Raw genomic sequence first — 14,338 nt, 5'->3', positions numbered from 1 at the left:
AAATCATGGGCGACCGGTGAAAAGTCAAGACATACTGTTGTTACTCAAACTCGTGTCCCTCGAGCGACAAGCGGGCCTGTCAGTAATTTCGTGTTCAAGGCATATGATGCTCCGAAGGAGGATGTATGCCTCGCAAACCGAAAGCCAAGCCGGTAGACCTGCCGGCCATTCCCGCCGAGTTGCTTGAGCAATTCGGCAACGGCCCGATGACCGCAGACGCGATCAATGCCGCGACGCTGGCCCTCAAGAAGGCGCTGATCGAGCGGGCGCTGGGCGGCGAGATGAGTCACCATCTCGGCTACCCGCCAGGCGCTGCCAAGCCGAGCGCCGTGACCAACCAGCGCAATGGCACGGGCGCCAAGACAGTCCTGACCGAGGACGGCCCGATCCGTATCGAGGTGCCTCGCGACCGCGACGGCAGCTTTGAACCGCTGCTGATTCCCAAACACGATAGACGCTTCACGGGCTTCGACGACAAGATCGTCGCCATGTACGCCCGGGGCATGACCGTGCGCGAGATTCAGGGATTTTTGCAGGAGCAATACGGCACCGAGGTTTCGCCCGATTTCATCAGCTCGGTCACCGACGAGGTCATGGCCGAAGTGACCGCCTGGCAAGCACGGCCGCTCGAACCGATGTATCCGGTGGTGTTCTTTGATGCGCTGCGGGTCAAGATTCGCGAAGACGCCGTGGTCCGCAACAAGGCGATCTACCTTGCACTGGGCATTCTGCCCGACGGCACGCGCGATATTCTAGGTTTGTGGATCGAAGGCACCGAAGGCGCCAAGTTCTGGATGAAGGTGTTCAACGACCTCAAAACGCGTGGCGTCCACGACATCCTGATCGCCGTGACCGATGGCCTCAAAGGCATGCCCGAGGCGCTGGCCGCCGTGTTTCCGGCGACCACGCTGCAAACCTGCATCGTTCATCTGATCCGCAACAGTCTCGATTACGCCAGTTGGAAAGACCGTCGAGGATTAGCCGCCGTGATTCGCCCGATCTACACCGCGCCGAGCGCCGAAGCGGCTCGGGCAGAACTCGATGCCTTTGCCGACGGGCCATGGGGCCAGAGATTCCCGACGGTCAGCGCGGCGTGGCGCAACGCCTGGGATCGTGTGATTCCATTCTTCGCGTTTCCGCCGGCGGTTCGCAAGGTTATCTACACTACGGATGAAATACACAAGCCCCCACGCCGTACTTCGCTCGTTCGCTATGTCCGCGCTTCCGGCCACCGTATCGGCGCGCTGTCTGATTTGGGGCGCGACTGCTTCCACCGGTTAAACAGTCTTTGATAGGTTCGCTCAGACTGCTCAGCCACGGCTCGTTCCTGCTGACGGACACTCTTCAGACTGTAGGCGGCAGCCGGACCTTTGCGCGAGCCATGCTGCGCCGGCATTCCAGCCTGCAGTTCCAGCGCACGTAACTTGTGTGCGGTCAACGCGGGACGGTCCCACGCGAACGGCTCGTCGCGTGTCAGCACATACCATACGATCACTGCGAGTTTGCGAGCGGTCGCGACGACAGCAATTTGCTGGCCGCGGCGATCGCGCACGCGTAGGAAGAAGGCGCGCAGCGGCCCAGGCGCCTGCGTGGCGCCCCAGGCAGCCTCGACCAGCATCGCCCGTGCGTAAGAGCGCCCGCGCTTGGTGATGTGGCCGTGCCTGGCCGGTGTCGGGCCGGACTGATAGACCGACGGATTGAGCCCGAAGTAGCTCACCAGCTTCTCCGGATTCGGAAACCGCTCGATGTTGCCAATGGCAGATAGCAGCCCGATCGCCACCGTGGTGTTGACGCCGGTGATCGTCAGCATCACGCGCAATCGCGCGTCGTCGATGGTCGCTTGCGCGAGTGCTTGCTCCACCTCGCGCAGATCCTCACCGAGGCGGTCCAGTTCGCGCAGCCGCTGCTCAACACCGAGTCGCTCGTCCAACGGAAGCGGTTGAACGCCGAGCCAGGCACGCCCCTTCTTGCCAAACAGATCGGTGGCGGGGCATCGCTCGATCAGATGCGCGGCCAGAACCGCATGAATCTCGTTCTTCAGCCGCGTGCGCTGCCGCACCAGCTGTGAACGACGCGATATCTGTCGGCGCAACGCCAGCGTGTGCTCGTCCGGCATCCATACTTCCGGCAGAAAGCCGCTTGCATACAGCTGTGCCAGTACGGCTGCATCGATCTTGTCCGTCTTGACGCGAGCCTCCGCGATCAGCCGAACTTGCAGCGGATTGGCAATCGCCACGCGCGCGACGTGCCGACGAAGCACGTTGACGATGGCGGCAGTGTTGCCGGTTGCTTCGAGCACCACATGATCGGTGGCGCGCAGCTTCTCGGCAAAACGCTCCAGTTCGTCGCGTCGCAACCCGGTGCGGCCGCCTGCATGCAGCGTGCCATCCTCCAGGTACGCGATCTCGGCCACTGAGCGCGAGACGTCAAACCCCACGATTCGCATAACCGTCTCCCGTATCAGATCACTGTTGGGAGCCGGTGGGACAGCACGACAACTACGGATTCGCGCTCACAGCGCAACCGGGCGGGTCGCAGGGGCGGCCAACTACTAACACGAGCTCGCGGCTCATCGTGTAACAACGGCCTGCCCACCCGAAGTGCTCCCCAGTGCCCCTGTCCCGGATGGTCACACCATACGCTCAAACCACTCGGCGCGGAAACGCGAGGCACCGGCTATATCATGCCGGTTACGAACGCCATCGAGAACATCAACTCGCAGCTGCGCAAGATCATCAAGACCCGAGGACACTTCCCGACCGACGAGGCTGCCACCAAGCTCATCTGGCTGGCACTGCGCAACATCACTGCCGATTGGGGGCGCGCAGCTCATGATTGGAAGACGGCGATGAACCAGTTCGCTATCCTCTACGAGGATCGATTCGTTCGACCATCCGTGTGAATCTCAACCCGCCTTGAACACGGAAATTCTGACACCACCCGACAAGCTCATGCCTCGCCCTCACCCGCTAATGCGCCGTCCAAACACCTGGACGATGAATCGTCTCTACTGGGGTGCTCGATAAGGACGCCCGCAGCACATTTCCGCTCAAGCTAAACCTCGAGCTTGACCACTACAGTGTGCGTGGCGTGCCATGTCTCTTCGATTCCCGTTTTCCTCTACGCGGACAGTAGGATTGCTGGTAACACACCCCAAGAAAAAGGGAGCCGCAGCTCCCTTTATTCATGCGATCAGGAAGCGATCGCGATTCTTCGCGTCCTTGATCCATGCAGGGGCACGACCGCGCCCGCTCCACGTCTCGCCAGTCTTGGGGTTCTGATACTTAGCAGCAACCGGTGCAGAAACCACCTTGCCCTTGCTTGAGCGTTGACGACCAAAGATTTGCTCAACCGTGATGCCATACTCAGCCACTTTTACACGAATGTCAGCAACCACCGCATCCAATTCAGCGATACGTGCCGCCTCGGTTTCCTCTTGCAGCTTCGCAAGCTGGTCCTTCAGGTCCTTGTAGTTTTTCGTTGCCATAGATGGATCTCCCTTACTCGTTGACCGCGAAGTGCGGTACGCCGAATTATGCCATCTATTGAGGTGTACAGAATCAATGGGTTTTCCTAGTCCCCGCTCGTGCGGGATGGAGCGGTCGATCCGGTCCCATGGCACGGCTTACACGCGACGAAGCCGGCAAGTTCGGGCCATCCTCCAGCTCCGCCACACAACGAGCATTCGGTGTCGGCTCCTGCAAAGCCCTCGGCTTGCTTCAACCTCGCCTGCCATTCCGCTTCGCTGATCGTTGTCATCGGCCTTTCCCCCTTATGTTTTCCTTGGCACCGGCCGGGCCAGCGTTTTCTTATTGCTGGTCCGCAATTCCACCCGACAAACATCCACGATGAAACAACTTCCCGAACCCATTGAGCCGAATAAACAGGAGTTGGCAGTTGGGAATGCCGCACTTAACCATCCCCGGGGACCGCACCCATTGATGCTCATTCGTATATGAAACCAAGCCCAGGCTGACGAGATGCCCGATGTACGTATGAAGCAGGTCCGGTTGGCCAAACTCCTCCGCTCGCACAAAAGTTGATAGTGTCTGCATCTTCGATTCCGTCGAAAGCTCTGTGTTTTCAAGCCCCTGCTCGATGTCGCGCTCCTGAGCATCTTCGGTCAAGCCTAGGGAGTCGAAAATGTACGGATCTTTTAGCACTTCGCGCGCCAGATCAGATTGATGCGGCGGCAATCGTGCATCAAAATTGGTTACGGCCGCGCCCGCCCACGCATGTGCTTGCGTGTCAATTTGCATCGCGAGAACGTTGCGGGGCCAACCGTGCTCAGGCGCCTTGCTCGCGTACAAATCGCGGACCGCCGGATCCTTTGCTCTGTCGAGCAAGGTGCATAGATGAAACCACGGCAATTGTGCAGCAGGTTGCTGCGCATATTCCGACGATGGCCATGCTTGTGCCAGGGCACGCATGTGTTTCAGGTTACGCGGAGAGAATCCCCACATGTCGGAGAATGCAGCCTTCAAGTCCTGCGCTAGCCGATCGATGACTTTCGCACCCACCCTTGTCATTCCTGACGTTCGAGAATGTCGCTACCGATCTGCCAGTACAGTGTCACCAGCTAGCGATTCACGCTTGCGGCGGCGCGTGCACGGGCAAGCTCGACCCACTGCTTGAGCTCCGTGAGCCAGCGGCGATAGTCTTCGTCACCCTGCAGGGCAAGGGAATTTGTCATCCAGCCTTTTGCTTGCAATGCGTCAGAAAAAAGAGTTTGGACATTATCCTGCTGCACCCGGTATGAGGCAATGCCTTGCCTGACTAGGGGGAGAGTCGATCGAGCCCTATAACTGCCACGTCAATTGCAGAACGCAACGAGCTCGCCAACGACCGTCGATTCCCTTGCCGGTCAGACGCCCGAATCTCAGCAGAGGAAGCCAGTGGCCGATAGTTCGCTCCGGAACGGTCAACTCCTTTGACTAGACGTTGCAACTCCCGAGGGCGATCGGCCACTCCCGACGGAGCCATCTGAGCGCGAAATGCGCGACGCAGCGGACCGCTTGTCTTTCGGAGCAATAAGGCCGGTGGCGGGCGGGTCAACGACCCGGACCTCGTCTTTGAGCGGTGTCATGCACCCCGTTTCAGGTACGGCAAATTTTTTTGTTGGCTTTGTGCTGAACGGTCCAAGAGCGCCGGGATCAGGACCAGTAGGCTGCCCGTGATTGCCCGAGGATGTCGCTGATGCAGCATCCCCCGAACAAACCAAGAGTTGGATCATGGGTTGCTGCACCTACGGTCAGCGCGGCGATACGTCGCGATGGTGGCCAAAAAGACTATTGAGCACCAGTGATGAGGAAGTCGTCGCGGTTGCGGCCCGCGATCCATCGCGGCGCTCTCCCCCGCCCGCTCCATGTCGCCCCCGATAACGGATCGCGGTATTTCTGGGTAGCGGGACTTCTTGGCAAGCGCCGGACTTGCTTGGCGCGTGCGCCGAATATATCGTCGGGCGTAATGCCGAATTCAAGAACAGCGGCGCGTAGCTTGGTAATGACCACGCTTGCTTCTTCCCTCCGCATCGCCTCCGCCTGCTGCTGCAATTGCCGGATCTGGTTTTGTAGCTCTTGCAAAGTCGTCACTGTTGGTCCTCGACAATAGATACCTCGATTGAGAGAGGCACGGCTACGCCGCAAACCGACGTGACCATTCTCGTCTAGGACTGCCGAACCGGCTCCTGCGTCATCGCGAACACCGAACAGAACTAGAAACGAATGGCCAATGGCAGTCGGAAATCAGAGCAACCTTTAGCTCAACATGGCAGCCAAGCGGCATGACAAACTGAAAATGGGTCGTAAATACCGTGTCCTTGAATGCATCATAGCGCGACGATTCAAGCCATGGCAAGAGTCTCGGGAAAACTTGATAAGGACGGAAACCTTGTGTCGCTCGGCGCGGCAATTCGCGCTCGCCGCAAGGAACTGGAGATGTCACAAGAGGCACTGGCCGATTTTGCAGAAATCGACCGGTCGCACATGGGCAAGATCGAGCGCGGGGAGCGAAACGTCACCCTCATGAACATCGTTCGTATTGCGCGAGCGATACAAGTCCTTCCCTCTGAGCTACTGCGCGACGCAGGTTTGTAGGCGCGGGCAGGCGAGAAGAACTAGTCGTGCTGGCAAGCACCATAGCGCCGCGCCGCCGCCTTCGGGCGGCTTTGCATTATCTGGCCAAGGGTAATCTCGATGCCGCAAGGTTCAGTCAATGGGCCGACAGACGGGCCTTGCTAACGCGGAGCCCGTGGTCATTCCAAAGTGGCTGAACGTATCGGCGGTTGCTCGGCCGGCCGCTTTAATAACGTCGGCAGCGGCAGTGCGGTGGCAGCAGCTTGCGCTGCGTTCATGTGGTTCTCTTCTAGATTACTCGTCGGTTGGGTTTACCGAGTTCAGTGCGCGGGAGACGGTGGCGACCCCCACACCAAAGTGCTCGGCCAGGGCTCGCACGGAACCCCCGTGTTCTGCGTGATATGCACGAACTTCCGCGTAATCGACGGCGTGCTTACGGCCCCTGTACTTCCCAGCCTCCTTGGCGACGGCGATTCCTCTGGCCTGCATTTCGCGACGGTTCCGGTAATCGGCTTCACCCTGAGTGGCCATGAATGCCAGAATTCCGTCCCGGACGGCCTTGCGGGTTGGGTCAGTCTCTTGCCCGTCGAACACCATGCCGTTGAGCGTGCATTCCACGCGGACGCCCTTCGTTATCAAGCGCTGCATCGTCGCGTGGAGTTCGTCATAGCGGCGAGAGATACGATCAAACCAGCGAACCACTAGGACGCCGCCCTTACGTAGGTCGCGCTCTACGTGTTGCCACTGTTGCCTCTCGGACGGAGGCACGTGATACCCGCTCACGCCCTCATCAATGAACACATCGTCGGGATCAATGCCTTGCTCGGCGGCGTCGGCGTATTGGCTCGCGGCTGTCTGCCCATCAAGGGTTGATACCCGCCCGTAATAGATTCGTCGCATTCGGAGTTCACGTTGTTCCGTTGATATATCGTTCCGAATTATAAATTGTTCCGGAATTCTGTCAACTCTATCGGAACGGAAATTCTGCGGAATTACCCGTTCGCCACAGGTATACCCAAATGGAACAAAGCAATGCTCACCTAGCAAACCGACGCAGCGATTTGTTCTTGGAGTTGCCCCGGCAATATTGGAAACAGCATCGCGCTAAGGATTGTTGAATCCATTGAGCGAGAGGGCTGCTCCGGCCTCTTCCAGTCCGTACTACCGCTAGCCGCATCCTGAGTGTAAATTAGTCACACTGAATCTTTCAGGTGGGACGACTACGTGAAGATAAAGACAATAAAAATAAAGAACTTCCGCTTGCTGCATGATATTTCTCTGCAGCTCGAAGACGAGACCACAGTCGTGGTTGGACGCAACAACTGCGGGAAGACCTCGCTCTCAGACATCATCCGCAAATTCCTGTCTGAACGGAGCACGTTCGAGATCGAGGACTTCTCGAGCGCCTGCTACGACAAATTCTGCGCGGCGCACCGAGCATACCTAAAAGGTGCTGGCGTCGAAGAGGTTCGGGCGCTCGTGCCGTCAATCGATTTGCGGCTTCATGTGGGCTTTGACCCGACTGTTCCTGAGTTCGGCCCGCTTCGCGAGTTCGTTATAGATACCGACGACAGTTGCACCGAGGCCGTCATCGTGTGCTCGCGGAGCCTCGCCGATGGCCGGATTGCAGACCTATTCGAGGGACACGAGGAAACCATCCTACACGGGCCCGACGAATCGCACTCTGATGGGGATCGCCTGGCGCTCTTCCGCAGCTTAACCGACCGCATGCCGACGCTCTTCACGACGCGGATGTGGGCCGAGGACCCGGGACCCGACGAATACGCGTGACGTGACGCCCAAGGCTGTCACAAACCTGCTGTCGCTCGGCTTTGTGAACGCCCAGCGTGCACTCGACGGCACGGGTGCCCGTAGCACTGACGTGCTGGCAAAGGTGCTGGAGAGCCTGTTCCAAAGCGCCTCCGTCTCGACGGCGGACGGCTCCCAAAAGAATATCGCGGACGGGCTCAAGAAGGCCGTTGAGGAAATCCAGTCGGGGATGGACACGGATTTCAAGAAAGAGCTCGCGAAACTCATGCCTGCGATTGAGTATTTCGGGTATCCGGGCTTGGACAACGTGCCACTGCAGCCGGAGACGAAGCTCGAGGTCGGCAAGCTTCTGTCCGACTTCACAAAAATTCAGTACGCCAGCTACAGCGGCGTGCAGCTACCAGAGTCCTACAACGGGCTCGGGTATCGCAACCTCCTCTATATCCTGCTCAAGATCGTCGGCTTCTTCCGCGAGTACCGGGCGCATGCGAACGCGCCTGGCGTGCAGCTCATCGTGATCGAAGAACCCGAAGCCCATCTACATCCACAGATGCAGGAGGTCTTCATTCGGCAGTTGCCGGAGATCGTTAAAAAGCTCTGCGCCTTGGAGGGCGAGAACGTCTCATGGCCGGTGCAATTCATCGTCTCGACGCACTCCCCGCACGTCGCGAATGAAGCCCGCTTCGACACGATCCGCTATTTCGCCGTGACGTCGACGGATCTGCCGGTTGGTGTTCGCTGTACTCAGGTCAAGGACCTCAGCAGCGACCTCGCCGGATTGAAAGGCCCTGCGTCTGACTTCCTGCATCAGTACCTCACGCTGACGCGCTGCGATCTCTTCTTCGCGGATAAGGCAGTGCTGATTGAAGGAACGACGGAGCGGCTAATGTTGCCGCAAGTAATGCGCGCCCTCGATTCTGTCGATCCCTCCCTGAAGCTTGGCAGCCAATACATTACGATCATGGAGGTCGGCGGGGCCTATGCGCAACTCTTCATTCCGCTTCTCAAATTCCTGGGCCTGCGCAGTCTGATCATTACTGATCTCGACGCCGTCAAACGTAACTCGAAGAAGAAGCTCGAAGCTTGTCTCGTCCACGAGGGGGAGACCACGAGCAATTCCTGCATCAAACACTGGTTCAACACGGTCGAAGCTCCGGCCCCGGTGCCCGAAACGCCTGCTGATAAACAGACGACAACACGTGATCCCATGCCGCAAGCGGCTTCGATGGCCGCAGCTTCGGCGACGGCGGAGGTAGCCGTCGCCGAGACTGCTGACGACGACGAGGAAGAAGTAGCGGATGGGGCGACATTGTTCCCTCTGTCAACGGCATTGGCGGCAGACAACGCTGCCAAGACTCGCGGCAGTCTGCGCCTCGCATATCAGGTGCCGGAAGCGTCAAACGGGCCGTGTGGTCGGACGTTCGAAGACGCGTTCATTCTTGCGAACCAGACCTTTTTCGGCATTACTGGCGCGACGAATGACGCACTCGCGAAAGCTGCCCAGGACAAGGCCGCGAAGCAGAAGAAGTCAAAGTTCGCACTGACCTACGCGATTGAGAGAACCGACTGGGTCACGCCGCGATATATTGAAGAGGGCATGCGCTGGCTCGCCGCGAGTAATGTTGCCGTCGCCAATCCTAGCGTGGCACTCGCCGCCGAGGCACAGGCCATCGATGCGATCAATGTACTCACCGACACGCCACTTTCAGGTGAAGCCATATGAGCGGGGCCACTCACCCCAATCCAGCTGAAGCCGCTGCCGCCGCCGCTTGGGAAGCGCTGAAAGACTGCCTCAACGACGGGTCGAGCTTCGTGTTCGAGGCGGGCGCTGGCGCCGGTAAGACCTACTCGCTGATCGCTGCGCTTCGCTACATCCTGAAGGACCAATCGCGGGAGCTTCAACGCACGCACCGGCAAGTCGCGTGCGTCACCTACACCAATGTCGCGCGGGATACGATCATCGCGCAGACTGATGGCGATCCGGCGATCTACTGTGACACGACCCACGCATTTGCGTGGATGCTTGTCAGCCCGTTTCAGAAACGGTTTCGCGAGCTTGTCCGCACGCTGCCGGGCTGGGTGGATCGCGTCGAAGAACTCGACGCCGCGAACATCACGGCAGTTGGGTACGCGCTCGGTCGGCGCTCCATCGAAGATGGCACGGCGAACTTGCACCACGATGACATCTTTCCGGTGTTTATCAAGCTCATGCAGTTCGCGAAGTTCCGCAACGCGATGGCGTCGCGCTTCCCGCTCATCCTCGTGGACGAGTACCAGGACACGAACGTCGAACTCGTTGAATGCATCAAGGACCATTTCATCGGCAAGCCGCACGCGCCGCAATTCGGCTTCTTCGGTGACCATTGGCAGAAGATTTATGGCGATGGCTGCGGTTCGATCGCACACAACGCGCTGAAGCGCATCGACAAGAAGGCGAACTTCCGCAGCGCGAAGCCAATCGTCGACAGCTTGAACTTGATCCGCCCGGAGCTCGCCCAGGCGGTGAAAGACCCGGCTGCGCCGGGCGAAGTTCACGTTTACCACACCAACGGATGGGGCGGGCGACGGCTCACGGCGAACCACTGGCAGGGCAGCCTCCCCGCTGCCGAAGCCACGCGAGCGCTTAGCAATGTCCGCTCCGAGCTGGAGAGCGTTGGCTGGGATTTTGCCGGCGACACGAAGGTCCTTATGCTAACCCACCGGGCGCTCGCGACAGAGATGGGCTACAGCTCGATGCGGGCCGTCTTCGCGTTCAACGATTCCTTTACGCGTAAGGCCAACGAGGTCATCGCATACTTCCACGAACATCTTGAACCGGCGGCGCGGGCCTACCGCACCAAGCGGTTCGGCAAGATGTTCGAAGCGATTGACGCTGAGCGTCCGGTGATGAACGGGCCGGCCGACAAGGCTAGGTGGACGGACACCATGAGGCGGCTCTGCGAACTTCGCAACACGGGCACGGTCGGCGACGTGCTCGCATATCTGTCCTCCACCGGACTGCCGATCCTCTCAGACTCGGTCGTGCGCCAGGAGAAGGCGCTTGCGGACGCGCTTGCGGGCGGCGAACCGCTGACGGGACGCATCAAAGAGCTCCATGCGCTTCACGCAGTGTCCTACCAAGAGATCATCGCGCTCTGCAAATATCTCGACGGTCACTCGCCTTTTGAAACCAAGCATGGGGTGAAGGGCGATCAGTTCGAAAATGTCCTCGTCGTGTTCGGGCGCGGCTGGAACGATTACGACTTCAACCTCTATCTTAAGATGGCCGGGAACCCTGGCCTGATCGGTACTCGAACGGCGGACTACGAGCGTTACCGCAACCTGTTCTATGTCGCGGTCTCGCGGCCGAAGAGGCGCTTGGCACTGCTCTTCACGCATCTGCTTGAGCCCGGCGCGATGGCGACTCTGTCGGGATGGTTCGCGGACCACCCTATCCGGGATATCGGCCCGGCACTATAACGACTCCCTCTGGGCAGAGCTGTGTCACCGCGCGGCTAACCTGCGGATCGCGTTTGACCTCAGAGCGCACCACGGGACGACGCTCAGCGCCGTCGCTGCCGATGAGCCACGTGTCACCAACCGGACAGTCATCGTAAGTGTCGTCAACAGGCTCGTCACTCTTTGCAGGCGCAACCGCGAGCTTGGCCAAATCAATAACACCGGGCCAGCTCCACAGTACGTCCGCGACCTCATGACCATGCGCCTTACGATCGTCCTGAAGCCAGATTGTAGGGCTAGTGCCGTTCATGGCGTGGTTCTTCGACATCCTCCCGAGCAGGCCCTTGGCGATCAAGCCGGCACTTACATCGCGCTGGCCAATCGGCGCAAGTTCCTCCCGGGGAATTAGCGTGGCGTAAGCGATGTCCATGCCGTCGCGCTGAACAAAGAGATGATGTGTATTTCCCTCAGCCCGGTCACGCCCGACTACGAAAGCGAGCGTGTCATCCCAGCTATCATTGATCAATCGAGCGCGCAGTTGCACCGCTGCGATTTTTCCCTGGTTCGCACGTTCGTAGGTGCGGCGCCAGCACAATCGAACTCGCATCTGCAGTGTCTGACCATCGGGTGCCTGTACACGCAAAAACTGCTCGATTGCGGTACCGGTCTGCGTACGGCTGTCGCGCAGAACCGAGTAGCCGCGCGCCGTTAGAAACGGCCCAATGGCATCGCGTCACCGCTTCTTCGGCGAGACTTTCTGTGTTGCGAAAGGTGCGTTTGTACTCGGTCAAAAAATTCCTTCACTCCGCAACGGGGCTGTTTTCCGGCCTTTCAATTACGCGTTTCGAACAGCGAAGCAGACCGCGCTGCATACGAAACGCTATCCAGTCTCATGACCAAAGGCGCGAGTGTCTGCGCAACATTTGCTGGCCAGCCAGCGCGAACTACTTCCGCTTCGCTTGCAGCAACGATGAAGTCTTTGATAACGGCCCGATCCGGTAACGTACAAGCAAGCATGAACGCTGCGTGACGCTCTTCGTCAGTCAGGTCCGTGAATGTGAACTTACCGAGTGTGTGCGCTAGATATTCGCTCGCTTCGGCTTCGATTTGGTCTATGTTCATTTGCCTGGTTTCCTAGGTGCCGACCAGGTCGGCATTAGCCTCACAATCGTCCCAGTACCGTAACGGATCCAGATGTTGCGGATAGCGTAAGCTGAGCCACCCTGAAAGTCGAGCCCAATCCGGGTGGTTACTGCCTGTCAGTGACGACCAGATCGAGGAACGTTCGAGAATCCGCCCAGTGGCGCGATCGCGTACCAGCAAGCTGCCCATCCCGCTCGAACTGTTCGACTGTGTCTCGACCAGATAGCGTGGCAACAGCCGCAGTTCGGCATCCTCCGCCCAGCCATACACTGCTCGCACCACGTTCGACGGATCTCGCAGTTCAATGGGGCCAGTGGCCGGACGAACGGCTTTCCATCCTTCAGGAAACTCGGCAACAACCTCGTGGCCAGCTTCCCTCACCCATCTCACCCGTAAAATGCGCGCTATCGCGTCGCACAAGTGGGACAGCGACGCGTAGCCGGCAGGCAAAGCGATCGCGCTCGGTAGCGTGATCAGATTGTCTTTCCAGAGCCGGGGTTCGTCATCGGCGCGCTGGGCCGTATCGAACGCGCTGGCTTCGAATGGATTCACCGGCCGGCCCGACATGCTCGTGTTCCCGCTTGGTAATCCCGTAAAGAGACGCTCCGCGTCCTGACGGGTAAGTTTTGGTTTCCCGCGTTTCATGAGATCTTTGTACAGTTCCTTTCCTATCAATGGTCGAAGAGCGGCTACCCTACTCAGATGGCGAGCAGGTCGGGCTGAATTAGGAACGCTGCAGGATCGTTACCGAGCCATGCTGGCTGTCGGCCCCTGCCAGACCAGGTTTTACCTGTAGCAGGGTCGCGGTACTTCGGAACGGTCGACATGCGCCTCGAGTTGCGCTTATGCCCTTTCTCTTGCAGATCCAGAATGCTGAGATCGAACTCCTTCATCAGGGCCTTGATCTGTCCGATCGCCGCTTCACGTTCGGCTTCGCGAGCGGCGTTGATTTGCGCATCCAGTGCCTCTCGTTGCGCAATTAGAGCTAGGTAGCCCGTCGGTTTCGAGTTCATGTTCTCTCTTTTCCTTGCGCCGGCATGGCCGGCGTTTTCCTGGTTGCTGTTACCGAGCATGGAGCCCGCAGTCCCGAGCGCGTCCTTCATGCGCTCCTCGGCCGCGAGTTCCTCCTCCTCGGCGGTTATCGCGACCCACTGGTAACCGCAAGTACGGTCGACATGATAGAAGTCGCCGGACAGCTTGTCGTTGTAGCCCATTGGACGATCGACTGCCGCGCATTCCTTGCAGGCCACTCGATCCCAGCAAAGGTAGCTGCCGGACGGGAGCGTCATGGCTTTTCCTTCCTATAGTTGGCGAACGTTCACCAGAGCGGAGCGATCATTGGTTCGACATCGCTGTATCGTTACGTAACGACGTTCCATCAGCACCGTACAACTCGCAGTCATCGCCCTGCACCCGAGCCCCGAGCTTCTGGGCTATCGCCCACATTTTGACGAGTATCTCAGCATCCGGATTCTTGACGACAACGTCACCTCTGCCGAAGTCAAACCACGCCATGTTCCCATTGGCTGCATGGCCCGAATACGCTACCCATACAGCCAGCCCTTCGCTTTCCATGCGAAGGACTGCTCCGCTGCCAACCTTGGCTTCGGCGTATCCGTCGAGGCGCATTTCTTCGTCCGACGCTATAAGAGATCGCCACTCGTAAATGTCGATCTGCGGTTCGTCGTCTAACCAATTCGTTTTGCGCGTGATGTGAACGTCGTATCCCATAGGCTCGCTTTCCTACATCAAGACAAGCTTGTGGTCGCTATCTCGCTGAAGATCGCGAATCATTCGAAGGACTCGTTCGCCCCCGGCCTGACGGTCGATCACCTGCCCGCGCAATACGCAGTTCTGGACTCGCGCAAAATAGATCTTTTCTTCGGGTCGGGTTGGTTCGATACCCCGAGAGC

The 14,338-nt window shown here is 59.0% G+C and carries 14 protein-coding genes and 2 pseudogenes; 6 read left to right on the top strand and 10 right to left on the bottom strand.

Annotated features, from left to right (window positions below; all coding sequences use genetic code 11):
• Positions 1-125: 125 nt before the first annotated feature.
• Positions 126-1,232, top strand: a pseudogene (locus tag WS46_RS02225) (IS256 family transposase); the annotation flags it as partial.
• On the opposite strand, the gene WS46_RS02220 reads toward WS46_RS02225, so the two are convergent.
• The gene (locus tag WS46_RS02220) at positions 1,211-2,446 is read right to left on the bottom strand and encodes an IS110 family transposase (RefSeq protein ID WP_059689158.1); all 1,236 of its coding nucleotides are present in this window, start codon (positions 2,444-2,446) and stop codon (positions 1,211-1,213) included. The pseudogene WS46_RS02225 and the gene WS46_RS02220 overlap by 22 nt on opposite strands.
• A gap of 234 nt (positions 2,447-2,680) precedes the next feature.
• Between WS46_RS02220 and WS46_RS02215 the strand changes: the two are divergent.
• A pseudogene (locus WS46_RS02215) lies at positions 2,681-2,902 on the top strand (transposase); the annotation flags it as partial.
• Between the two features lie 282 nt (positions 2,903-3,184).
• Here WS46_RS02215 and WS46_RS02210 read toward each other — a convergent pair.
• From WS46_RS02210 to WS46_RS02200, 3 genes are all read right to left on the bottom strand, one after another.
• The gene (locus WS46_RS02210) at positions 3,185-3,487 is read right to left on the bottom strand and encodes an H-NS family nucleoid-associated regulatory protein (protein ID WP_059534690.1); all 303 of its coding nucleotides are present in this window, start codon (positions 3,485-3,487) and stop codon (positions 3,185-3,187) included.
• Positions 3,488-3,809: 322 nt separating this feature from the next.
• A complete protein-coding gene (locus WS46_RS36830) occupies positions 3,810-4,520 on the bottom strand; it encodes a DUF1016 N-terminal domain-containing protein (RefSeq protein WP_373557205.1) in 711 nt (236 codons plus the stop codon).
• Between the two features lie 768 nt (positions 4,521-5,288).
• Positions 5,289-5,531: an H-NS family nucleoid-associated regulatory protein gene (locus WS46_RS02200; protein ID WP_059534785.1), complete on the bottom strand. Its 243-nt coding sequence runs from the start codon at positions 5,529-5,531 to the stop codon at positions 5,289-5,291.
• A 318-nt stretch (positions 5,532-5,849) separates the two neighbouring features.
• Between WS46_RS02200 and WS46_RS02195 the strand changes: the two genes are divergently transcribed.
• Entirely contained in the window at positions 5,850-6,095 is a 246-nt protein-coding gene (locus WS46_RS02195; protein ID WP_059689157.1) for a helix-turn-helix domain-containing protein, read from the top strand.
• A gap of 273 nt (positions 6,096-6,368) precedes the next feature.
• On the opposite strand, the gene WS46_RS02190 is transcribed toward WS46_RS02195, so the two are convergent.
• Entirely contained in the window at positions 6,369-6,974 is a 606-nt protein-coding gene (locus tag WS46_RS02190) for a recombinase family protein (protein ID WP_059689156.1), read from the bottom strand.
• A 324-nt stretch (positions 6,975-7,298) separates the two neighbouring features.
• On the opposite strand from WS46_RS02190, the gene WS46_RS33030 reads away from it, so the two are divergent.
• The 3 genes from WS46_RS33030 to WS46_RS02180 are packed head-to-tail and all read left to right on the top strand — an operon-like array spanning position 7,299 to position 11,303.
• Positions 7,299-7,865, top strand: coding sequence for an AAA family ATPase (locus tag WS46_RS33030; protein WP_063892194.1), 567 nt, complete (start codon positions 7,299-7,301; stop codon positions 7,863-7,865).
• Between the two features lies 1 nt (position 7,866).
• Positions 7,867-9,567, top strand: coding sequence for an ATP-dependent endonuclease (locus WS46_RS02185; RefSeq protein ID WP_063892193.1), 1,701 nt, complete (start codon positions 7,867-7,869; stop codon positions 9,565-9,567).
• Entirely contained in the window at positions 9,564-11,303 is a 1,740-nt protein-coding gene (locus WS46_RS02180) for a UvrD-helicase domain-containing protein (RefSeq protein WP_059689155.1), read from the top strand. The genes WS46_RS02185 and WS46_RS02180 overlap by 4 nt, the downstream gene beginning before the upstream one ends.
• Here the strand turns inward: WS46_RS02180 and WS46_RS02175 are convergent.
• The 5 genes from WS46_RS02175 to WS46_RS02165 form a co-directional block, all read right to left on the bottom strand.
• Entirely contained in the window at positions 11,275-11,889 is a 615-nt protein-coding gene (locus tag WS46_RS02175) for a hypothetical protein (protein ID WP_156437339.1), read from the bottom strand. The genes WS46_RS02180 and WS46_RS02175 overlap by 29 nt on opposite strands.
• 224 nt (positions 11,890-12,113) lie before the next feature.
• Complete coding sequence (locus tag WS46_RS34980) at positions 12,114-12,404, bottom strand: hypothetical protein (RefSeq protein ID WP_156437340.1); 291 nt, start codon at positions 12,402-12,404, stop codon at positions 12,114-12,116.
• 12 nt (positions 12,405-12,416) lie between these two features.
• Entirely contained in the window at positions 12,417-13,070 is a 654-nt protein-coding gene (locus WS46_RS33205; protein ID WP_082722073.1) for a hypothetical protein, read from the bottom strand.
• A gap of 53 nt (positions 13,071-13,123) precedes the next feature.
• A complete protein-coding gene (locus WS46_RS36705; protein ID WP_306453736.1) occupies positions 13,124-13,714 on the bottom strand; it encodes an H-NS histone family protein in 591 nt (196 codons plus the stop codon).
• A 46-nt stretch (positions 13,715-13,760) separates the two neighbouring features.
• Positions 13,761-14,156 carry a hypothetical protein gene (locus tag WS46_RS02165; protein WP_059689153.1) on the bottom strand — a complete coding sequence of 132 codons (396 nt, stop codon included), beginning with the start codon at positions 14,154-14,156 and terminating at the stop codon, positions 13,761-13,763.
• Between the last annotated feature and the right edge of the window lie 182 nt (positions 14,157-14,338).

This window comes from Burkholderia sp. RF4-BP95, assembly GCF_001521985.1.
Classification (GTDB): domain Bacteria; phylum Pseudomonadota; class Gammaproteobacteria; order Burkholderiales; family Burkholderiaceae; genus Burkholderia; species Burkholderia diffusa.
Note: the sequence above shows the minus strand (reverse complement) of the source record. Positions and strands in the feature narration are given on the sequence as shown.

Excerpts from the sequence above, each read along its gene's own strand:
- WS46_RS02220 (WP_059689158.1), bottom strand. The coding sequence starts at position 2,446 with ATGCGAATCGTGGGGTTTGACGTCTCGCGCTCAGTGGCCGAGATCGCG.
- WS46_RS02210 (WP_059534690.1), bottom strand. The coding sequence starts at position 3,487 with ATGGCAACGAAAAACTACAAGGACCTGAAGGACCAGCTTGCGAAGCTG.
- WS46_RS02200 (WP_059534785.1), bottom strand. The coding sequence starts at position 5,531 with ATGCGGAGGGAAGAAGCAAGCGTGGTCATTACCAAGCTACGCGCCGCT.
- WS46_RS02195 (WP_059689157.1), top strand. The coding sequence starts at position 5,850 with ATGGCAAGAGTCTCGGGAAAACTTGATAAGGACGGAAACCTTGTGTCG.
- WS46_RS02190 (WP_059689156.1), bottom strand. The coding sequence starts at position 6,974 with ATGCGACGAATCTATTACGGGCGGGTATCAACCCTTGATGGGCAGACA.
- WS46_RS02180 (WP_059689155.1), top strand. The coding sequence starts at position 9,564 with ATGAGCGGGGCCACTCACCCCAATCCAGCTGAAGCCGCTGCCGCCGCC.
- WS46_RS02175 (WP_156437339.1), bottom strand. The coding sequence starts at position 11,889 with ATGCGAGTTCGATTGTGCTGGCGCCGCACCTACGAACGTGCGAACCAG.
- WS46_RS34980 (WP_156437340.1), bottom strand. The coding sequence starts at position 12,404 with ATGAACATAGACCAAATCGAAGCCGAAGCGAGCGAATATCTAGCGCAC.
- WS46_RS33205 (WP_082722073.1), bottom strand. The coding sequence starts at position 13,070 with ATGAAACGCGGGAAACCAAAACTTACCCGTCAGGACGCGGAGCGTCTC.
- WS46_RS36705 (WP_306453736.1), bottom strand. The coding sequence starts at position 13,714 with ATGACGCTCCCGTCCGGCAGCTACCTTTGCTGGGATCGAGTGGCCTGC.
- WS46_RS02165 (WP_059689153.1), bottom strand. The coding sequence starts at position 14,156 with ATGGGATACGACGTTCACATCACGCGCAAAACGAATTGGTTAGACGAC.